This window comes from Polynucleobacter necessarius (genome assembly GCF_900095185.1).
Lineage (GTDB): Bacteria > Pseudomonadota > Gammaproteobacteria > Burkholderiales > Burkholderiaceae > Polynucleobacter.
In genome coordinates this window covers 1,410,725-1,430,936 of sequence record NZ_LT606948.1, presented here as the reverse complement: position 1 = coordinate 1,430,936, position 20,212 = coordinate 1,410,725, and the positions used below count along the sequence as shown (strand labels likewise).

The 20,212-nt window shown below is 44.0% G+C and carries 24 protein-coding genes, 2 tRNA genes and 4 pseudogenes; 15 read left to right on the top strand and 15 right to left on the bottom strand.

Annotated features, from left to right (window positions below):
• Nucleotides 1-3: 3 nt before the first annotated feature.
• Nucleotides 4-966 (bottom strand): endolytic transglycosylase MltG, encoded by a 963-nt coding sequence (gene mltG, locus DXE31_RS08285; protein ID WP_231969485.1) that lies wholly within the window; start codon nucleotides 964-966, stop codon nucleotides 4-6.
• Between the two features lie 131 nt (nucleotides 967-1,097).
• On the opposite strand from mltG, the gene ygfZ reads away from it, so the two are divergent.
• Complete coding sequence (gene ygfZ, locus DXE31_RS08280) at nucleotides 1,098-2,108, top strand: CAF17-like 4Fe-4S cluster assembly/insertion protein YgfZ (protein WP_114698449.1); 1,011 nt, start codon at nucleotides 1,098-1,100, stop codon at nucleotides 2,106-2,108.
• An 8-nt stretch (nucleotides 2,109-2,116) separates the two neighbouring features.
• The gene (locus DXE31_RS10625) at nucleotides 2,117-2,392 is read left to right on the top strand and encodes an NRDE family protein (protein WP_197712215.1); all 276 of its coding nucleotides are present in this window, start codon (nucleotides 2,117-2,119) and stop codon (nucleotides 2,390-2,392) included.
• Between the two features lie 385 nt (nucleotides 2,393-2,777).
• Here the strand turns inward: DXE31_RS10625 and DXE31_RS08270 are convergent, their stop codons facing one another.
• Nucleotides 2,778-3,080, bottom strand: coding sequence for a PaaI family thioesterase (locus DXE31_RS08270; protein WP_197712214.1), 303 nt, complete (start codon nucleotides 3,078-3,080; stop codon nucleotides 2,778-2,780).
• A gap of 197 nt (nucleotides 3,081-3,277) precedes the next feature.
• On the opposite strand from DXE31_RS08270, the gene DXE31_RS08265 reads away from it, so the two are divergent.
• From DXE31_RS08265 to DXE31_RS08245, 6 genes and pseudogenes are all read left to right on the top strand, one after another.
• The gene (locus tag DXE31_RS08265; protein ID WP_231969484.1) at nucleotides 3,278-4,240 is read left to right on the top strand and encodes a protein adenylyltransferase SelO family protein; all 963 of its coding nucleotides are present in this window, start codon (nucleotides 3,278-3,280) and stop codon (nucleotides 4,238-4,240) included.
• Nucleotides 4,141-4,746: a protein adenylyltransferase SelO family protein gene (locus DXE31_RS11650; protein WP_331852015.1), complete on the top strand. Its 606-nt coding sequence runs from the start codon at nucleotides 4,141-4,143 to the stop codon at nucleotides 4,744-4,746. The genes DXE31_RS08265 and DXE31_RS11650 overlap by 100 nt, the downstream gene beginning before the upstream one ends.
• Before the next feature lie 31 nt (nucleotides 4,747-4,777).
• Nucleotides 4,778-5,219 (top strand): annotated as a pseudogene (gene msrB, locus DXE31_RS08260) (peptide-methionine (R)-S-oxide reductase MsrB).
• On the top strand, nucleotides 5,216-5,767 hold the full coding sequence (locus tag DXE31_RS08255; RefSeq protein WP_114698448.1) for a septation protein A: 552 nt from the start codon (nucleotides 5,216-5,218) through the stop codon (nucleotides 5,765-5,767). Before msrB ends, DXE31_RS08255 begins: the two are co-directional and overlap by 4 nt.
• Nucleotides 5,764-6,045 carry a BolA family protein gene (locus tag DXE31_RS08250; RefSeq protein ID WP_197712213.1) on the top strand — a complete coding sequence of 94 codons (282 nt, stop codon included), beginning with the start codon at nucleotides 5,764-5,766 and terminating at the stop codon, nucleotides 6,043-6,045. Before DXE31_RS08255 ends, DXE31_RS08250 begins: the two co-directional genes overlap by 4 nt.
• Nucleotides 6,046-6,089: 44 nt before the next feature.
• A pseudogene (locus DXE31_RS08245) lies at nucleotides 6,090-6,886 on the top strand (peptidylprolyl isomerase).
• Between the two features lie 336 nt (nucleotides 6,887-7,222).
• Here the strand turns inward: DXE31_RS08245 and DXE31_RS11645 are convergent.
• The 4 genes from DXE31_RS11645 to DXE31_RS08225 form a co-directional block, all read right to left on the bottom strand.
• The gene (locus DXE31_RS11645; protein WP_231969554.1) at nucleotides 7,223-7,567 is read right to left on the bottom strand and encodes an MFS transporter; all 345 of its coding nucleotides are present in this window, start codon (nucleotides 7,565-7,567) and stop codon (nucleotides 7,223-7,225) included.
• Nucleotides 7,568-7,581: 14 nt separating this feature from the next.
• Entirely contained in the window at nucleotides 7,582-8,697 is a 1,116-nt protein-coding gene (gene aroC / locus DXE31_RS08235) for a chorismate synthase (protein WP_114698447.1), read from the bottom strand.
• Between the two features lie 12 nt (nucleotides 8,698-8,709).
• The gene (locus tag DXE31_RS08230; RefSeq protein WP_114698446.1) at nucleotides 8,710-9,195 is read right to left on the bottom strand and encodes a CBS domain-containing protein; all 486 of its coding nucleotides are present in this window, start codon (nucleotides 9,193-9,195) and stop codon (nucleotides 8,710-8,712) included.
• A gap of 81 nt (nucleotides 9,196-9,276) precedes the next feature.
• A complete protein-coding gene (locus DXE31_RS08225) occupies nucleotides 9,277-9,795 on the bottom strand; it encodes a YhjD/YihY/BrkB family envelope integrity protein (protein ID WP_231969482.1) in 519 nt (172 codons plus the stop codon).
• A gap of 11 nt (nucleotides 9,796-9,806) precedes the next feature.
• Here DXE31_RS08225 and wrbA point away from each other — a divergent pair, with 11 nt between their 5' ends.
• The 4 genes from wrbA (at nucleotide 9,807) to DXE31_RS08205 (ending at nucleotide 11,658) form a co-directional block, all read left to right on the top strand.
• Entirely contained in the window at nucleotides 9,807-10,415 is a 609-nt protein-coding gene (wrbA, locus tag DXE31_RS08220; protein ID WP_114698445.1) for an NAD(P)H:quinone oxidoreductase, read from the top strand.
• Nucleotides 10,416-10,432: 17 nt separating this feature from the next.
• The gene (locus DXE31_RS08215; protein ID WP_114698444.1) at nucleotides 10,433-10,822 is read left to right on the top strand and encodes a DUF2069 domain-containing protein; all 390 of its coding nucleotides are present in this window, start codon (nucleotides 10,433-10,435) and stop codon (nucleotides 10,820-10,822) included.
• A 234-nt stretch (nucleotides 10,823-11,056) separates the two neighbouring features.
• Nucleotides 11,057-11,269, top strand: coding sequence for an FAD-binding oxidoreductase (locus DXE31_RS08210; RefSeq protein ID WP_114698443.1), 213 nt, complete (start codon nucleotides 11,057-11,059; stop codon nucleotides 11,267-11,269).
• Nucleotides 11,270-11,322: 53 nt separating this feature from the next.
• Nucleotides 11,323-11,658: an FAD-linked oxidase C-terminal domain-containing protein gene (locus DXE31_RS08205; protein WP_114698442.1), complete on the top strand. Its 336-nt coding sequence runs from the start codon at nucleotides 11,323-11,325 to the stop codon at nucleotides 11,656-11,658.
• 165 nt (nucleotides 11,659-11,823) lie between these two features.
• Here DXE31_RS08205 and DXE31_RS08200 read toward each other — a convergent pair.
• The 5 genes and pseudogenes from DXE31_RS08200 to DXE31_RS08175 form a co-directional block, all read right to left on the bottom strand.
• Nucleotides 11,824-12,463 (bottom strand): annotated as a pseudogene (locus DXE31_RS08200) (alpha/beta fold hydrolase).
• Nucleotides 12,464-12,523: 60 nt separating this feature from the next.
• The gene (locus DXE31_RS08195; protein WP_162785581.1) at nucleotides 12,524-12,775 is read right to left on the bottom strand and encodes a hypothetical protein; all 252 of its coding nucleotides are present in this window, start codon (nucleotides 12,773-12,775) and stop codon (nucleotides 12,524-12,526) included.
• Nucleotides 12,776-12,895: 120 nt separating this feature from the next.
• Nucleotides 12,896-13,168, bottom strand: coding sequence for a DUF3313 family protein (locus DXE31_RS13015; protein WP_197712211.1), 273 nt, complete (start codon nucleotides 13,166-13,168; stop codon nucleotides 12,896-12,898).
• 467 nt (nucleotides 13,169-13,635) lie between these two features.
• Nucleotides 13,636-13,712, bottom strand: a tRNA-Arg gene (locus DXE31_RS08180).
• Between the two features lie 41 nt (nucleotides 13,713-13,753).
• A tRNA-Pro gene (locus DXE31_RS08175) sits at nucleotides 13,754-13,830 on the bottom strand.
• A gap of 631 nt (nucleotides 13,831-14,461) precedes the next feature.
• Here DXE31_RS08175 and DXE31_RS08170 point away from each other — a divergent pair.
• From DXE31_RS08170 to DXE31_RS13010, 3 genes are all read left to right on the top strand, one after another.
• On the top strand, nucleotides 14,462-14,701 hold the full coding sequence (locus DXE31_RS08170; protein WP_114698439.1) for a hypothetical protein: 240 nt from the start codon (nucleotides 14,462-14,464) through the stop codon (nucleotides 14,699-14,701).
• 107 nt (nucleotides 14,702-14,808) lie between these two features.
• Complete coding sequence (locus DXE31_RS09800; protein ID WP_162785580.1) at nucleotides 14,809-15,063, top strand: hypothetical protein; 255 nt, start codon at nucleotides 14,809-14,811, stop codon at nucleotides 15,061-15,063.
• Nucleotides 15,064-15,463: 400 nt separating this feature from the next.
• A complete protein-coding gene (locus tag DXE31_RS13010; RefSeq protein ID WP_114698437.1) occupies nucleotides 15,464-15,868 on the top strand; it encodes a TonB-dependent receptor domain-containing protein in 405 nt (134 codons plus the stop codon).
• A gap of 229 nt (nucleotides 15,869-16,097) precedes the next feature.
• Here the strand turns inward: DXE31_RS13010 and glmM are convergent, their stop codons facing one another.
• The 4 genes and pseudogenes from glmM to ftsH form a co-directional block, all read right to left on the bottom strand.
• Complete coding sequence (gene glmM / locus DXE31_RS08155) at nucleotides 16,098-17,441, bottom strand: phosphoglucosamine mutase (protein WP_114698436.1); 1,344 nt, start codon at nucleotides 17,439-17,441, stop codon at nucleotides 16,098-16,100.
• 7 nt (nucleotides 17,442-17,448) lie between these two features.
• Nucleotides 17,449-17,874 (bottom strand): annotated as a pseudogene (locus DXE31_RS11640) (dihydropteroate synthase).
• A 165-nt stretch (nucleotides 17,875-18,039) separates the two neighbouring features.
• A complete protein-coding gene (locus tag DXE31_RS11635) occupies nucleotides 18,040-18,261 on the bottom strand; it encodes a dihydropteroate synthase (RefSeq protein ID WP_231969481.1) in 222 nt (73 codons plus the stop codon).
• 56 nt (nucleotides 18,262-18,317) lie between these two features.
• Nucleotides 18,318-20,195 carry an ATP-dependent zinc metalloprotease FtsH gene (gene ftsH / locus DXE31_RS08145; RefSeq protein ID WP_114698435.1) on the bottom strand — a complete coding sequence of 626 codons (1,878 nt, stop codon included), beginning with the start codon at nucleotides 20,193-20,195 and terminating at the stop codon, nucleotides 18,318-18,320.
• Nucleotides 20,196-20,212 lie beyond the last annotated feature (17 nt).

Genomic DNA, 20,212 nt, shown 5'->3' with positions numbered 1-20,212 from the left:
TCTTCAATTAGCGATATTTTTGGGAGCAATTTTCCGTTGATATCGATCAACGGCCGACTCATGTTCTTTTAGGCTTTGGGAAAAGTGACTACTACCGTCACCTTTAGCTACAAAGAATAAAGCATTACTTTTTGCAGGATGCACAGCAGCCTGCAAAGATTCCTTGCTGGGCATAGCAATTGGACTTGGCGGCAGACCCTTACGCATGTATGTATTGTAAGGAGAATCCCTTCGTAAGTCTGATTTACGCAGATTGCCATCGAACTTTGGGCCTAATCCATAAATGACCGTAGGATCAATTTGGAGGGGCATATTCTTATTGAGGCGATTTATAAAGACGGCAGAAATCATGTCACGATCACTCGATCTGCCTGTCTCCTTTTCTATCATGGACGCTAAAACTAAGAGCTCGTATGGAGTTTTCAAAGGAAGTCCTGCTTCTCTTTGGTCCCATATTTGGTTTAGATGCTTTTGCATGCCCAGTGCTGCCCTACGATAGATATGAAGATCGATCTCATCTGGGTCAAAGATATAGGTATCTGGCAAAAAGATGCCCTCAGCGCTTGGATAATTTAAATTTAAGCTTTGTAACAGCTCTTTAGTGCTCATTCCCTTCGTTTGGTGCACAATAGCTGCGTGACTATCCATTATGTTTCTTAGCTGCCATATGCTCATCCCTGGGATGATGGCAATGCTCTCTTTAACTCTGTCTCCGCGAGCAACTTGCAAAAGAATTTGCCCAAGACTGGCCCCCGTAGGAAACAAATAGGTACCAGGCTTTAGCTTTGAGCTGACGAATAAACCTCTTGCCCCAAGCTGCAGGACTAGTGGGTTGATTGACAACCCTTGCTCTTGCAGCTGACTACCAATGTTGACTAAGCCAGATTGAGGATTAATTTTGACCTTAAACGCAACCCCATTCTCGAAATGAGACCTACTAGGAACTACGGGGACCAAAAATAACACGCCATAAATTAAGCATAAAAATCCAATAAAAAGGATGAACCAAAACCTGAGACCATATCGCTTGGCCCTTTTCTTGAAACATAATGATCTTCTGTGAATTTTTCCGCTCATCAGGCTATGATAAAAGGGTCATGACAAACATCTCAAAAATTCAGTTCAACCCCCTGGACACACCCTCATCGTTTCCTTGTAAATTAACTCAGTGGGGTTTGATTCTAGTTGAAGGGCCAGATGCTGCACGCTTTCTACAAAACCAGCTAACAAATTCCATTTTGGGATTAAGTCGCACCTTGCCTGGCCAAATTGCCCATGGTTTTTCTGCTGCTCGTTTAGTCGGATATTGCAGCCATAAAGGTAGATTACTAGCAAGCGCATGGATTGGTCTTTTCACGCCCAGCATAGAAGCAGATGATCACTTTTTTTTGTTTGTTTCAAAAGACCTTGCTACAAGCACTGCCAAGCGACTTTCAATGTTTGTACTGCGCTCTAAAGTTAAAGCAACCAATCTCTCGGATCAATGGATGATTTCAGGATTTTATGGTTCTGAGAGCAGAATTACTGAATATGCATTGGATGCAAGTAGTTTCGCCCTACGTATGCCAGACGTATTAGCCAATAATCAATCAATTGCTCGCTTATTAATAGCCTCACCAACAAGCACCGCAATGGATTGTGAGGGGTCCAACAACGAGAAGCTAGCTTCTTTTAATCTGCTTGAAGTTTTGAGCGCTATCCCGAGAATCGTTCAAGCAACACAAGAAAAATTTGTACCGCAAATGATTAACTTTGAATCTGTGGCTGGTGTCGATTTTAAAAAAGGTTGTTATCCTGGCCAAGAAATTGTTGCTCGGAGTCAGTATCGTGGCGCGATCAAGCGTCGTTTGCAACTAGCGCATCTATTGAGCGAGGAGATTGATGAAAGTCCATTTATGCCGGGAGTTGCGATATTCCACTCAAACGATGAATCTCAACCTGCTGGCATGGTTGTCCTTTCTGCACGCGATCCCCATGAGTCTAAATGTGTGCATTTACAAATCGAATGCAAACTTGAAGCGCTTGAATCTGGGGAAATACGGCTAGCTTCGCCCAACGGTCCAGTATTAACAATAGATCCACTTCCGTACTCTCTCATCGAGATCTAATAGCTTATATGTGCCTCATTCTTTTTGCTTGGAATTCTCATCCAGAATACTCGTTGGTAGTAGCGGCAAATCGCGATGACTTGTATGAGCGAGATACCGACGGCGTAAGCTGGTGGTCAGAGCACCCTTACATACTCGCTGGAAGAGATCGCGCGGATGTTCTGGGTAGTCCTGGTACTTGGCTCGGTTTTACAAAAACGGGCAAGTTTGCCGCCATTACCAATGTAAGAGCACCCAGCGAGAACAATCCTGATGCGAGAACGCGTGGCGAAAACTATCCTTGATGTATCTAACCAGTAAGGATAGGCCTCACGAGTTTATTCATGGTAATTCAAAGCGTTTTCAGACATACAACGGTTTTTTAATCTTTTGATGGCAGATCTTAGTGATCCAGGTAAAGCTGAAATGCATTGGGTGAGTAACCGCATGATGATGCGGCCAAAGCATACGTCCACGTCAAGTCTTCCCACAACAGGCTCTTGAGGCAGGTGTTTATGGCTTGTCAAATGCAATGCTAGATACGCCGTAGCCAAAGGTGAATCATCGTATCGCTGCTTTTGCTCAAACGCTAGCCATGGACCAAGGTCAGTTAAAAAATGCCGACCAAGCACCGTTCTCAGAGTGAGAAAAGATGGACAGTTTGAATTGGTTGAGCGCCGTTTTAATGCTTCAGGAGCAGTGGGCCAATGACGTTATCATTAGCACTATAAATTCTGCATTGCGAGTCGCTAAGCGCTTTAGGTGCTTAAACGTGCCAGTGGCCATGCAGCAGATCTCGCCTTGGTCGTTGTATAACTTTGCCGCGTAAAAGGCCATCGTTGCGGTTCTTCTTACAGAATCTACTTTTATCCTAAGAACACCTGTTGCGGCCTGCATAAAATTGTTTTTCATCCCAATAGTGACAACACTTCGTTCTGCTGGTTCACCAGAACGAGCAGCTACAGCCATAGCAACATCCATAAGTGTGAGCAAAACACCGCCATGGGCAACTTCCCAGATGTTGTTATGTTCAGGAGGTTTAAGGGCTAAAAGAATCTCTCGCCCTTACCCATTTCGGGACTCAGACAGCGTACCCCAAGGTGGGTCTGAGGATCGATTTGGACTTGTTTACTCACGGGTTAATTTTAGAGGCATGTACGTAGAATAGGCAATCCCCCTAGAATAAGCCCATGGCTTTTACTCTTCGTGGCCATGATGTCTGCCAAGCAACTCCTCCTACTTCGATACCCAATCCTTATTGGGTTGCCCTCTCTCCATCGTCAGCCAAACTGATTGGCATTGATCTTGACGCTAAAAATTTACCAATCGATCAAGCGTGGCTAGAGGTTTTATCGGGAAATAAGCTATCAACTACAAACCACCAATTCTCCGATCCAATTGCTACGGTTTATAGCGGTCACCAATTCGGGGTTTGGGCTGGTCAGCTTGGGGATGGTCGAGCAATTTTGTTGGGCGATATTGCTGGCCAGGAGTTACAGTTGAAGGGAGCCGGAATTACTCGATTTTCAAGGATGGGTGATGGTCGTGCTGTATTGCGATCCTCCATTAGAGAGTTTGTGTGTAGCGAGGCGATGTTTGCCTTAGATATTCCGACCACTAGGGCACTAGCTATTGTCGGATCAGACCTACCTGTAAGACGGGAGACTATGGAGACAGCTGCAGTGTGTGCAAGGCTGGCACCTAGTTTTGTTAGGGTGGGTCATTTTGAGCATTTTGCATCTTTGCAAAACGAGATGCGTTTAAAAGAGTTAGCCAATTTGATGATTGACGCTCACTATCCAGATAGTCGTGGCGCGTCTAATCCCTACTTATCTCTTTTTACGCATATATGCGAACGTAATGCACCACTAGTCGCTCAGTGGCAATCAGTTGGTTTTTGTCACGGCGTTCTGAATAGCGACAATATCAGCGTACTAGGTCTGACTATTGATTATGGCCCTTTTGGATTTTTGGATCAGTTTCAGATTGATCATATATGCAATCATAGCGATCAAGGCGGCCGCGCTACGCATATCATCGGCAACCACAAATCATGCACTGGAATATGGCCTGCCTTGCTAGTGCAATGGTTTCATTGGTCGGTCTTTATGCAAGCGAAAAGAAAGCGCAAGATTTATTGCGAGATGCTTTAGAAGGGTTTTCAATTACTTATGCACAAAAATGGCAAGATTTATTCAGAAAGAAATTGGGCTTTGCTACTGAAGATGCTGATGACATAGTTCTGATTGAGCAACTTTTACAAGCAATGCACGACTCAAGAGTGGATTTCACAAATTTGTTTCGTAGTCTTGGCGAAATCAAAATAGATACATCGATAGATGAGATTTCATTGAGGCATAACTTTATCGATCGAGCAGTGATTGACCAATGGTTCTTTAACTACATAGCTCGTCTCCGCAAAGAATGCAGCAACGATTCTGTCCGTAAAACATTAATGCATCAGGTCAATCCAAAGTATGTGTTACGCAATCATCTTGCGCAAAATGCCATTGAACTTGCTCAGAAAAAAGATTACTCAGAAGTAATTAAGCTTCTCGACATCCTCGGAAAACCCTTTGATGAGCAACCCGAAAATGAATCCTATGCCCTATCTCCCTCATCTGAGCTACAAGTGGTTGAGGTAAGCTGCTCGTCCTAATGTTGAATGATGATTACCTTCTGTGAACAAAATGAAAAAATCTGACCAAGAATATAAGCAGACATTGAGCGATATTGAATATCGGGTAACTTGTGAAGCTGTTACTGCAAGGCCCTTTTCTAGCCAGTATTAGGATCATTGGGATCAGAGGCGCTATAACTGTATTTGCTGCGATACCCCTCTATTTTTATCAGAAACTAAATTTGATGCTGGCTGTGGATGGCCAAGCTATAACGATCCTGAATCTGTCTCTTTAATTAAAGAGAGGCGAGACACTAGTCATAGCATAATCCGTACTGAAGCACGTTGTGCCAACTGCGATGCGCATTTAGGTCACGTATTTGATGATGGTCCTATTTATACCTACTGGACTGAGATATTGCATCAATTCCACATCCCTAAGCTTTAAACACAGTGAAAATGTGGATTCAATCAATAAGCAATTGCTAATTAGCTGGATAATCGACGTATGAAATTTTTATTCGATCTCTTTCCGATCATTCTATTTTTTATCACATTTAAAGTAAGCGATATTTATACTGCCACTATTGTTGCCATGGTAGCCACTATCGGTCAGATTCTTTGGGTTTATTACCGTCATCGCAAAATTGATGCCATGCAATGGGTAAGTTTGGTAATGATTGTTGTATTTGGTAGCCTCACCATTTTTTTACACGACAAAACTTTTATTCAATTAAAGCCCACAGCACTTTATTGGCTGTTCTCAGGCACCCTTTTTATTAGCGCCCAATTTTTTCAAAAGAACTGGATACAGGCACTAATGGGCAAACAAGTTACTTTGAAAGAAAAAAATGCAGATTCAGTATGGCATCGGCTCAATATCGCATGGGCTACTTTTTTCTTTTTTATGGGCATACTCAATATTTATATTGCATTTGAATACTCGGAAGAAACTTGGATCAACTTTAAGCTTTTTGGCAGCACGGGGCTGTTGTTGATTTTTATTGTGATTCAGGGGATTTGGATTGCCAAACATATGGAGCACCCATCTGAACGATGATTAATCAGCGGCGCATGCAGAATTTCGAAGAGGACTTGCGAAAGGTTTTTCAGGTAAGCAGTCTCCTCATTGATGATGAGAGCCACCTTCATGCCGGACATGCAGGGGCGGCAAGTGGAGGCGGTCACTTTAAGTTAAAAATTGTCGCACCAGAATTTAAGGGTTTAAACCCAGTAGCCCGTCACAAAGCTGTCTATGCCGCTCTAAATCGGCATATTCCTAACGAAATACACGCATTAACGATTACGGCCTTATCTCCAGATGAAGATGCAAGCTAGGGCTCCCGTAAAATAAACAATTCTTTTTAAGCGTCTACATCAGTATGTTTAATAAATGTCAAATATTCTCCGTTAGTATTCTTAGCGCTACCCTAATCTCTACTAGTGTAATTGCACAAAACGCAGTAATCGTAAATGAAAAGTCGATACCAAAGACCCAATTGGATACATTGGTGCAGCGTTCTGGACAGCCAGATAATCCTCAAGTTCGCGATCAAGCACGTGCAATGTTGGTAACGCGCGAATTGGTACTTCAAGAGGCAGATAAGCGCGGAGTAATTCAAAAAGAATTGGTACGGAAGCAATTAGAACAGGCTCGACTAGGCGTATTGATAGCAGCCGTTTTTGAGGATTATATTGAGAGGGCAGGTGTTGCTGAAGCGGATCTGAAAGCTGCCTATGACTCAGTGAAAGCTCAATATTCTGGGAAGGAATATCATGTAGAGCATATTTTGGTTGAAAAAGCATCCGATGCTAAGGCCATCATTGCACAACTAAAGTCAGGCGCTAATTTTGAAGAAATTGCAAAGGCTAAAAAACTAGTGATCCAGGTTCTGCGAAAAATGGTGGTGATCTAGGGTGGGCGAGTGCCAAAGCTTTGGCGCCAGAGTTTTCTAAAGCTATGGTTCAACTGAAAAATGGTCAAATTACAGACAAGCCTGTGAAATCTCAGTTCGGCTGGCACATCATCAAGATGATTGATGCGCGGGACGTGAAGGCACCAAGCCTGGATGCACTGAAGGATCAGTTGAAGCAGATGATCATGTCTGATCAGACTTGGCAAAAAGCAAAGTTTTCAGAAATGATGCAAAAACTTCGCGCAAAAGCAAAGATTCAATAAATCAATCCGTAATATTTTATCTGGTGGGATATTGGCGCCCTCTGAGTTTTTGGATCGCCATTCCCGCTAGTCCGCATGCAAATGCCGACATCACAAATACGTCTCTGGGTTGAGAAGCCTCCCATATCCAGTCTGCGCATAAGCCCCCTAGCGCCTCCCGCCCAATCCATAGGATTATGGTATCCATTAGAGCTTGTCCTCTAACCTGAACTAGACCGGAGAACAATCTTTGTAGTCATTTAGCACCATGGCCATCAAGCCAATAGAACCCCAAAGGCGTAGACGACCATAGCGTTTATCACAAGAATTGTCTTTGTACAATGCATGGATTATGGCTCATTCACCAAGTAGCATTAAGCTACTTAAGATTGTATGCAACACAAACATCCAGACAAAACAACTGATGTAGCTTTGCAAAAAATAGATGCTAATAACAACAAGAGCAGCTAAACATGCGCATAGACAAATGATTCCGATGCGGTTAGAAAGATAGTCAGATAGCCAACCCCAAGAGAATGGGCCAACAATACGAGTAATTTGTAGCATTGACATCAAGGCGGCGATTTCAATAGCGCTCAAGCCTTTTTCAAGAAAAAAGCTTGCGTAAGGAGATACTAGTCCGACATATGCGAAATACAAAAGGAAAAAGGACCCGGAGGCCCAGCGAAGCGAAGGCGTCATCATGAAATGAGCTACTAATCACCGAAAAAGCCAGGTTGTGCCGCTGGGACCGATAAATTTGGTTTAGGAACATCAGCACACTGAGCGCGATGTCGTAAAGCATGATCCATCAAAACTAGGGCTAACATGGCCTCAGCAATAGGGGTAGCACGAATGCCAACACAAGGGTCATGTCTACCCTTAGTTTGTAAGGTAATTGGTTGGCCATCCAAATCTATAGACTGTTTAGGAGTCATGATGCTAGAGGTGGGTTTGATAGCAATTGAGACGCGCAAGTCTTGACCGCTGCTGATGCCGCCGAGGGTGCCACCTGAATTATTAGATGCAAAGCCATCAGGGTGCATGTCATCACCATGTTCGCTACCGCGTTGTGTGATGGATTTAAAACCAGCACCTATCTCAACACCCTTTACCGCATTAATTCCCATCATGGCATGGGCAATATCTGCATCTAACCTATCAAATAAAGGCTCACCTAAACCCGCCGGTACATTACGGGCACGAACTTCAATGCGTGCCCCACAGGAGTCGTCTGCTTTACGTAATTCATCCATGTAGCTTTCAAGCAGAGGAATTATTTCAGCATTGGCAGCAAAAAAAGGATTCTGCGCAATTTGTGCAACATCTTTAAAAGGGATCTGCATCTCCCCTAGTTGACTCATATAGCCATAGAATTCAGTGCCATATTTCTCACGCAACCATTTTTTGGCTATTGCAGCTGCAGCGACAACTGGAGCTGTTAGGCGCGCTGAAGAGCGACCTCCACCACGCGGATCCCGGATGCCATATTTGTACTGGTATGCATAATCAGCATGACCAGGTCTAAAAGTTTGCAATATGGCGCCATAATCTTGACTACGCTGATCGGTATTTCGAATCAGCAGCGCAATTGGCGTCCCAGTGGTTTTACCCTCAAATACACCCGAGAGAATCTCCACCCTATCCTCTTCTTTGCGCTGAGTAACGTGTCTTGAGGTCCCGGGCTTACGTCTATCTAAATCCAACTGTAGGTCTGCCTCTGAAAGTTCCATACCTGGGGGGCATCCGTCAACTACCGCACCAATAGCCAGACCATGAGATTCACCAAATGTTGTGACAGTAAAGAGAAGGCCTATAGTATTTCCTGACATATCTACATTATGTCATTGGTCAAGAAATATGGAATCAGAGGGCTGCGAAGGCGCCTTTTCTGTGTCTTCTGGCCAATCGCGGATGTAGGCTTTTAACATCGTATTCTCAAAATCTTGAGCCTCAACGACCGATTTGGCGACATCATAGAAAGAAATAACACCCATCAGCATTTTTTGGTCCACTACGGGCAAATATCGCGCATGATCAACAAGCATCATACGACGCACCTCATCAATTTCGGTTTCCATACTGCAAGTCAAAGGCTTTTGATTCATTACGGAGCTCACATTGAGCCCCTCTAGCTTGCCATGATGTTTGGCCAATGCTGAGATAACCTCGCGAAATGTCAGAATACCAACTAATTTGTCGTATTCCATCACAACCAGAGAGCCAATATCGTGCTCGCTCATTACCAGAACTGCAGTTTGTAAAGCCGTATCCGGCGCACCTGTAAAAAGAGTGCTACCTTTAACGCGCAATATGTCACGAACTTTCATTTGATCTCCGAAAGGCGATGCTCTGGTATAGCTTCAATATAGACCTAAGCCGCCCCTGAAGCAAGGGGCAAGCGAGGCCTTTTAGTAACGAATAACCCTAATCACACCACTGCGAATATCGGATAGAGTTGATACTAAAACGGCCCCAGCCAAAGTAATCCACCAGGTCATGTAAATCCACATCAGATCCACCCTTCTGAGTCGCTGAATACGACTCCACTTAGAGGTATATATGCCGATACCTAAAAGAATGGGCCCTAAGATTGTTGCTGCGCCATCAATCAGAATTTTTTTATATAAAGGTCGACTAGTTTTCACTCTAAAGATTTGGTTAAACGCACCTTCGATTACAGCCAATGTCATTACAGTAGTAATTATCAAAGCGACCGAGCCAACAAATGTTAAGTCTTTTGCCTGTGAGGAAAATTGATCCAAATAGATAAATACTTGTTGATTTAAACCACCCGGCATATAAGTAGTTGTAAAGGCCAAGCTGGCAGCAATTTGCTGCAAATTTTGACCGCGATTTCGCTCCCAGATCTTTTTTCCCCAGAGAAAGCCATAATTGGGGGTTACGAATAAGGCGCATCGCCGTATCATAAGAGATAAATATGAGCCAACCTGAAATATTAGTTTTGTACTACTCCCGATATGGGGCCACCAAAGATCTGGCGCGCCTCATTACAGAAGGAATTGAAAGTGTTTCTGGAGCAAATGCGCGCTTAAGAACTGTGCCACCCATTTCCACAGTTTGTGAGGCCACCGAATCTTCTATCCCCAAGGATGGGGCCCCCTATGCTGAATATGCTGATTTACAGGAATGTATCGGTCTGGCCTTGGGATCACCAACACGCTTTGGCAATATGGCGGCTCCCATGAAATACTTCTGGGATGGAAGTTCATCAGAGTGGCTAAGCGGTGCTTTGGTTGGAAAACCTGCTTGTGTATTTACTAGCACTGGCAGTATGCATGGAGGACAAGAAAGTACGCTTTTAACCATGATGATTCCACTATTCCATCATGGCATGTTGTTGATGGGAATTCCTTATGGCGAACCAGACCTTATGTCGACCAATACAGGCGGTAGTCCCTATGGCCTAACTCACTTAGCGCATGCTGATGGACGCGCGCCAATTAGCCCAGAAGAACAGCGCTTAGCAACAGCTCAAGGTAAGCGCTTGGCAGAAACTGCCTTGATGCTCCACGCAAATAAAAGGTAGCACATCTAAAGCAGATCATGATCAAGCAAATTCTTATAAAAAATCCTTATCAGCTTTTGGCTACGGCGGCTTTTATAGATGTATTCATTCTTTGTGTATGTTGGGAGTGGTTTATCTCTCCCCTTCGACCTGGAGGATCATGGTTGATCCTGAAAGGAATTCCTCTACTTTTTGCCATACCTGGATTATGGAAAGGCAGTGTCTACACTATGCAGTGGGCCTCCATGTTAATCTTGCTTTATATAACTGAGGGCTTAGTTCGAATTCTCGAAACAGGAGCCAACTTTTGGCTTGCTGCTTTAGAGACCTTACTTGCACCAATTGGTTTTGTTTGTTTATTGATGTATTTGACACCCTTCAAAAAGGAAGCAAAAGCATTGCAGAAGAAACTTCAATCAGAGCCCTAATGCACAAACCGATTGGCGAAAGCGCTTGATCCGGGTAAAGCACTATCTGTTGTTCTTCCAAGTAGTAGCGAAGAAGTGGCCCAGATTGTGAAGTTGTGTAGCAAGTATCTCAGATTGCGATTGTTCCGCAGTGTGGTCATACAGGTTTTTGTGGTGGCGCTACGCCGGATAATAGAGGTACTAAAATCATGGCTTTTTATTTCCCTTAAGTCTTGGGGCTGAATTGGCAGCTGTATGATTGGTTGGAATCTAGCAACTAACGCTGGTGGCACTAATGTACTAAGGTACGGTAATGCTCGAGACCTTGACTTAAGGTTAGAGGTAGTCACCGCTCAGAGTGAAATTTGGAATGGCATCAAAGGACTCCGTAAAGATAATACCGACTGCGATTTGCGTGATTTGTTTATCGTGATGGTACCCTCGGTGTCATTACTGCTGCAGTACTGAAGTTATATCCCCTGCCCATATCTCAATGAACTACTCTTGTTGCTTGTGAGTCCATCGCATCCACAATTGCTCTATTAAAGCTGTTTCAAAAGCGTGCAACTTCGCTACTCACTAGATTTGAAATGATGACGAGTGAGTCATTGGAGCTAAATGAGAAACACTTTCCACACATGGCCAATTCTTTGCGGGCCAAGCCACCCTGCTGCACAGTCTTAATTGAACTATCTGATCACGAGAGTGAGGATCATGTCAGGCAACCTCTAGAAACTATCCTTGAAGAAGTATTTCAGGATCACATTATTAGCGATGCGGTAATTGCAAATAACTTAAGTCAAGCAAATGCTTTTTGGCATATACGTCTCTTGCTCAGGCCGAAGAAGGTGCCATAGAGCACTATCCAAAGATATTTAACGAAACGGCATGAAAAGCACATTCAAGACCTGGTTTATGCTCAAGTAGAGCGTCATAAAGGCTCTATCTCAGCAGAGCATGGCGTTCGGCAGCTTAAATTGGAAGCTGAATGAGTTCAAAAAATTCTCTGCTTCGTCTATTAGTCATTCGGGTATTTCTTCAGGGATGTAATGGCCGCTAGGCACCGCCCTCCCGCTTACATCTAAAGCAACTTGCTCCCAATCCGTGATTGGATTAAAGCATTTGTTGATTAAACCATGCTCTCCTCAAAGTGCCCGTAGTAGCATGGATAGCCTTTTTCTGTCCGCCCTATCTGTGCCCCTATCGCGAACCAAATCTATAGAAGCAGCAGCGCGATAATGTTGGAGAAATATCCAACACCATGAGACGCAAAACACTCCCTGAAAAATCCATGGCTAAGCAATGAGCAACTCTTCCGCCTCGGTCATGCCCTGTTAAAAAGAATTGATTATAGCCAAGAGCCTTCATGAGGGCGCGCTGATCTGCAGCCATAGATCTCTTTGAATATGAAGCGTGATCCCTTTTCTTTTACCATGAGGTTTTGAAGAAGCTCCATCACCCCTTAAGATCTGATACAACCACTGTATAGCGTGTTGCTAGTTCTGGAATGACTTGACTCTAAATTCCCTTAGTTTGAGGAAACCCATGAAGAAGCAACAAAGGTGGACCGTTACCTCCTCTCAAATAAGCAATATCTATAGTTCCATCTTCAGAAGGAACTTTCATACTGCTTTGCTCAAAATCAGAAAAACAAATTGACATCGTTCACCCAATTAAAAATGGCCTGCTAAAGACTCTATTCTTGTTATGATTATCTACCAGCTATTGCCTGTATTTCAGCAACATTACCGATCCTTGATTTCCAGGATCAATATAGCTAAAGTTGCTGTAAATACGTGGCATATAACCTTTAGCCTCCCCAAGGGTTAGCTTGTCGTCTTTGTTGACATCACATTTGGCGAAGCGCTCAGCAATTTCTTGATTACGAGAAGCATCATCTGCATAACTTAATAAAGGAGATGTCAATAAAGCACATATGCCGTAAGAAATAAATCTACTGATTGATAAATTCATATTATTCATCATCTGCCAGTTGGGACTGGATTTGCAGAGGTTTCCATTGCTGTACGAACAACTTTTTTTGCCATCGCGAGAACTGCTGAATCCGCTGATCCTGCATTGGTTCTAAAAGATTCACCTTGGACGGAAATCAAACCCGCACCGAAAACCTGTTTGGTCTGAGTATCGGTAATTTTGCTTTCGACTTAAAAGGGCTGGAGTTTGTGAGTTCACACCACCGGCATACGCTGCTGCATTCATCGCTAATCCTATCGGGGTGAAATTCCATGGCTGTAAACTATCTGTTGAGCTCTCAGCTCCAGTAATGCCCACCGAAATGCGAGCTACCCCGGGACCAGGGTGATTTACAATTCTAATATTGCCCCGTGCATTCCCCGCCTCAATCATAGAAGCCTGTAATGCAGCTTTTGCTTTGTTGATGACATCAACGCTATGAAGATGTGGATCCTGATACTGGGGCTAATTCACCTGTTGTGGAGGTGACAAGACACGACGGCAGAATTTACAGTAGATGCGCTATTTTTTGCTGGTATCAGGCCGGCTTCCCTATAAAACAAAACGCCTTATCTGAACCTGGGCACGGCATTAGAGCTCCTGTTTTGGCGTTTAAAACATCCTTACATTGCGGGTTTGCCTCAAGACGCGCCTCTATTTGTGCAATGTTGCATGCTGCAACAAGAGATAAAAGTGCCAAGGGTAACGCGATAGACTTTATGGATGAAATTTTCATCAGATCATGTCTAAGACATAGCTTAAAGCTATTGCATGTTGAGGAAAAAATGAGGTCCAACTTAATGAAAATTAAGTGCGCGAAGGAAGTATTTGCGGAAATGGGAATCTAGTTTTCAGAAATTTGGCCTGCCCAGCAGGAGTCGAACCTGCGACCTACGGCTTAGAAGGCCGTTGCTCTATCCAGCTGAGCTATGGGCAGATAAATGCTGGGTGCGATTCTCGGCGACTCAATAGAAAAAATGGTCGGAGTACAAGGATTCGAACCTTGGACCCCCTGCTCCCAAAGCAGATGCGCTACCAGGCTGCGCTACACTCCGACGGAACCCACATTCTACACCGAGAGGGCTTATACAGGCAAATCCTGTAAAATCCGGATGATGCATGCCTATTTTTCAAGCAATTTTAAGAAGCAAATCCGCACTATTTGTATGGCGGTATTGCTCTTATCGTGCTTGCAAGGAAGGCAATGGTTGGGCGTGTTGCATAGTATTTCGCATTCTCGCTCTCAGGTTCATGAACTAACAAACACCGTTCAATCCGATTGCCAGCTGTTAATAAATCATAGTTCTGATGTTTGCCATCTATTTGATGCGCTATCACTCGCGGGATTTATTCCATCTCTCTTTATAGATAACATTGCACTTAACAACTTTGTAGTTGACTCAAGCCATGCAAGCTACCAATTTATTAGCCTTACCTCTCTCGAAACCTATCAATCAAAGGCTCTCCCCCAAACCTACTTTTGTAAATCAAGAAGGCAACCAGTTCGAGGAACTGGTGATCAATTTATATACGCTATGAGTCTTAGCGTAAGAGCAGAAGGTTTTTCTAATGAAGTATAAAAATTTATTAAGAAAACGTATTATTTGCATCTTAGTCTCTGGTTTATTTAGTCCAATTGTGATGGCATAAAACCAAGCCCATAGTCAAGAAGCAACGCAAAGTATTGTGACTCCTACCAAAGTTCTCCAGGATGATGAGCTGTTGAATAAATTATGGACAACCTTAGGAGCCACGTTGGCTAATGAATTTGGAGTCGAGGCAACTGGTTATGGTGCAGGATCTTCTCGCCCAGTGATTCGTAGTCTCGAGGGAGCACGTTTTCAGATCTTGCAAAACGCCCATCCAGTAGAAATTTTGCTGGGGCTGCTGCACTACTCTATAGTTCAGGCTCTAGCGGTGGCTTAGTTAATGTTATAAATGACCGAATTCTTACCAATCTACCAGATAGAGCGACAGGAGCAATTAATACCAGTTATGAGGCAGTTAATAATGGTCGAGCAGGCTCTATAGAATTGGATGGTGCAATTGGTTCAGTGGCTGTACACGTTGATACTGCAATTAATTATTTACGCCATTCCTGGTGGCCCCACGCAATCTCAGGGGGGAACCCATTGGCGGCTGGACAGTCCCCACCCGAGGGGAACGGCGGAAATAACTACACCGGAAAATTACCCAACTCTTATAGTAATCAAAACAATTTTGGGTTCGGAGTCTCTGATATTGGCCAAGCTGGCTATACAGTGGGTATCCATAGAGCGACTAAATAATCACTATGGCATTCCACAACACCAGAGGGTGGATCGATTAATCAGTCTCAAAATCGTTACGATTTACAACATCAAACCTGCGATCCATTTTCAGACTTCTCTTCCTTCAAATTTAGTGCTGCCAATACGAATTACCACCATACCGAGTTTGCAAATACAGGTGAGGCTGCATCGCTCTGGAAAAATATCGTTAACGAAACTCGTCGCGAGTTAACCCACAATCCATTATTTGGCTGGAAAGGTACATTCGGGGCTCAGATCATAGCATCATCTTTAAATGCTACTGAAGTTGGAAGCGGTAGTTTTGCAATTGTTCCCCCAACTAAAACTAACTCGAATGCCCTATTTTGGATTGAGGCGGGAAAATGGGGCGCCCTTCAGGGTAATCTTGGCTTGAGATATAACACTGTTTGCTCAACATCCAAACACCGGTACGTTACCAGAGGCCCAAGACACTACGGCTGGGACTTTAACGCCTAACATCACCTTGCACAATCGAAGTGTTAATCTTATAGCATATTCCGCAGGTGGGTTGTGGAGTTTTCGTAGAGGGCATGGTTTGGGAGTTGCCTATACGGTCTCGCAACGAGCCCCAACCGCTCAAGAACTCTATTCTTATGGCGCCCATGAATCGACTGCCACCTTTGATATAGGTAATCCCAACTTAAATAAAGAAACCTCTCATAATCTCGAGCTCAACTATCAAAAAACTTTAGGAGTTCTTCGAAGTCAGGCGAGTATTTACGCCAATCGTTTCAATAATTATATTTACCGCTACTATACAGTTACCAGCAGAAACGCTTAGCTGCTTGGGGACAAGGCCCGGCACCAAGTTATAACCTTTTAAATGCAGGCATCTCTTATACAGAAAGAATCCAGCAAGTGATCTAGACGAGCATATCTAAATATGAAGAATTTATTGAATCAGCAAATACGTTATGCAACTACACCAATGAGGGTTAGGCTATATGCTCCGCAACCTGAGAGAAGTTTCGTAGTTGGTTTAAGCGGAACTTTTTAATTCACTAGACTGACTAGGTGGTAGGTATTAAATCGGCAATACTCTTGGCGGCCGCCAGGGCTGTATTGCTATCTTCGGTTTCCACCATCACGCGTAAAAGCGGTTCTGTCCCTGAGGGACGGATTACAACTCTGCCAACATCCTTAAGATTTGCCTCAACCTTGGCAATTTGCTTTTTCAAACTTTCATCCTCTTTCCAATCATAACCTGGCTTAAACCTCACATTCAAGAGGACTTGGGGGTATAGATTTACAGCTTCTACTAGTTGTGCAAGAGTATTTTTAGATTTACTCATCACCGACAATATTTGTAGGGCAGCGATAGTGCCATCACCTGTCGCATGACGATCTAAACACAGTAAATGACCAGAACCCTCCCCGCCAATCAGCCAGCCATTCTTTTTGAGCAACTCTAATACGTAGCGATCTCCTACATTGGCGCGCTCGAATTGAATACCTAAGTTCTTAATGGCGTTTTCAACTGCGAGGTTTGTCATTAATGTACCGACGACACCTCCCACATCGTCACCACTACTGACCCTATCTTTTGTCAAAACATAAAGAAGCTCATCGCCATTGAATAATCTACCAGCAGGATCAACCATCTGTAGGCGATCAGCATCGCCATCAAGTGCAATGCCAACATCAGCATTTACCTCTTTAACCTTGGCGATTAAAGCTGCAGGTGAAGTAGTGCCACAACACTCATTAATATTACGGCCATTAGGGTGTACGCCAATCGCAATTGCTTCAGCACCTAACTCATGAAAAACATGTGGAGCAGTATGATATGCAGCACCATTGGCACAATCAACTACGATCTTCATCCCCTTGAGATTAAGGTCGCCAGGAAAAGTAGATTTACAAAACTCAATATATCTACCTGCTGCATCATCCAATCGATATGCTTTTCCTAACTCCTTGGAGCTAACGCAACCCATTGGTTTTTCAAGTTCCTGCTCTATTGCAAACTCAAAATCATCAGAAAATTTATCGCCATTGGCAGAAAAAAACTTAATGCCGTTATCTTGATATGGATTATGAGAAGCAGAGATGACTAAACCCGCAGAAAGACGCAGAGCTTTTGTAAGATAAGCAACCGCAGGAGTAGGTATGGGTCCGCAAAGCATGACATCTACCCCCGCAGCTGCAAATCCAGCCTCTAATGAAGCTTCCAACAAATAACCCGAAACGCGCGTATCTTTACCAATTAATACTTTGCAACACTCACCCGGCTTTGTATTGCGGGCTAATACCATTCCAGCCGCGTAGCCTAAGCGCGTCATAAATTCTGGAACGATTGGAAAATGGCCCACTTCACCGCGTATGCCATCAGTACCAAAGTATTGATTTTTCATGTCGTGATTATAAAACGTAGAGAGCTCTGCCCATCTGAACTGCCTCCCAGAGTTTTAATGCATCAACCGTTTCGGCTGCATCGTGCGCCCTCGAATAATCTGGTCGCCTCGATCTGTGTGCGGCCATAATCGCCGCAGCAATACTGGGAGCTAGACGTTCGTTAGTATCTTTACCTGTAATTGTCCCAATCATTGATTTTCTAGAAATTCCCGCTAGAATAGGGTAGTAGCCAAGAGAAAGAAAGTCAGCAAAATTGGTGAGCATACTCAAGTTGTGTTCCAGGCTCTTCTAAAAACCAAAACCAAAACCAAAACCTGGATCAATAGCAATCCAATGTGGTTCGATACCATGGACTATTAATTGGTTAATACGATCTTTCAAACAGATGCTAACGTCAACAATCACATCCTGATATTGTAGATTGAATTGCATGGTCAATGGATCGCGTTACTTATGCATCAGAATAAGTCCGCAGTTACTACTTTCCAAGACTGCCTTAATTGCACCCTCTTGTCTTAGAGCTCATATATCATTCAGACAGTCAACGCCAGCGTGCAGAGCTTGACGCATGGTTTCAGCTTGATATGTGTCTATAGTTCAAGGAACGCCACAATCCTCTTGCAGCACAACTGGATCAGCTCCTGGACGCGTAGATCTCCTCCGATGTCTAGCGAGGAGATCTACGCCATTAGCGATCATTAATTCTGCTTGTGCTACGCCATCACTTGGCGTTCTATTTTTGCCACCATCTGAAAAAGAATCTGGAGTTGCATTCAGAATACCCATCACAATCGGGCGAATACGTTGTCTAAACGCCAAGTTGTGGGCGTTATTCTCTGACCATGATCGAGCCTCAGACTGAGGCAATATTAAAATTACGCAGTCGCAGGAGTGCTACCAGTAGCAGGATCTGCAGTACCAGCTGTATTACCAAACTGGGTAGTTGGAGGGGGTTTTGGAGCGCGCGGAGGACGACCTGCCATGATGTCATCAATTTGCTCTGCATCAAGAGTTTCCCACTCCAACAATGCGGCAACCATAGCCTCAACCTTGTCACGGTTTTGCTCTAAGATAGACCTAGCTAAGGCATGCTGACTATCAATTAACCTCCGAATTTCCGCATCTACTTTTTGCTGTGTTAACTCGGAAACCGTCTTAGTACTGTTACGACCAAAAATACTTTCTGATTCAGTGTCCACATACACCATCGTACCCAAGCTATCGCTCATGCCATAACGTGTAACCATATCTCGAGCCATCTTAGTGGCACGTTCAAAGTCATTTGAAGCGCCTGTACTCATAGAGTGTAAAAAGACTTCCTCTGCAGCACGACCACCAAACAAAATCGCTAGCTCTTCAAGCATACAATCTTTGTAAAGATTGACACGATCAAATTCTGGCAGTTGCCAAGTAACCCCTAATGCCATACCGCGTGGCATGATAGTGACCTTATGAACTGGATCAGCCTTGGGTAAGACTTTAGCCATAACTGCGTGTCCGGACTCATGATATGCAGTATTGCGACGCTCTTCTTCACGCATAACTGCTGACTTGCGCTCTGGACCCATGTAAATCTTATCCTTAGCGTCTTCGAAATCCTTCATATCAACCGAGCGCTTATTACGTCGAGCAGCAAATAACGCCGCCTCATTTACGAGGTTTGCTAAATCGGCGCCAGAAAAGCCAGGTGTACCACGAGCAAGAACAGCAGCATTAACATCAGGGTCGATTGGCACTTTGCGCATATGCACTTGGAGAATTTGTTCGCGACCACGAATATCGGGAAGACCGACGTGGACTTGACGATCAAAACGACCAGGACGAAGTAATGCTTTATCCAATACATCAGAGCGGTTCGTTGCAGCAACCACAATGACGCCACTATTGCTTTCAAAACCATCCATCTCAACCAGCATTTGATTGAGCGTTTGTTCACGCTCATCATTGCCGCCACCCATGCCGGCACCACGATGACGACCTACGGCATCAATTTCGTCAATAAAGATGATGCAAGGGGAATTCTTTTTGGCATTCTCAAACATATCCCGCACACGGGATGCACCAACACCAACGAACATTTCTACGAAATCAGAACCGGAAATAGAGAAGAAAGGAGCTTTTGCCTCACCCGCGATTGCCCTTGCTAAAAGGGTCTTACCGGTACCAGGAGGACCTACCAACAGAACGCCATGAGGAATTCGACCACCCAACTTTTGAAATTTCTGTGGATCCTTTAAGAAGTCGACTAGCTCAAATACTTCTTCTTTAGCTTCATCACATCCAGCGACATCGGCAAAGGTAACAGTATTACTGTTTTCATCAATTAGGCGTGCTTTGGATTTGCCAAAGGAAAATGCTCCTCCTTTGCCGCCACCCTGCATTTGTCGCATCATGAAAAACCAAAAACCAATAATTAAAAGTGTTGGTCCTAAATAGTACAAAGCAGATATCAACATATTGGGCTCATCTTCTGCTTTACCAGTTACCTGAACGCCATATTTCATCAAGTCTCCCACCATCCAAATATCGCCCGGAGAAATGATGGAATATTTATTACCGTCAGCAGGCGTCACTTGTAATGTGCGACCTTGGACATCGACGCGCTTCACTTTTCCCGCTTTAGCGTCATCCATAAACTGGGAATAGGTGACTTGATTTTGGTCCTTAGGCCTATCGAACTGTTTGAAAACAGTAAAAAGCACTAGACCCACAATTAGCCACACACCGATTTTTTGGAACATATTGCTGTTCAAAATGAGTCCTTTTCTCG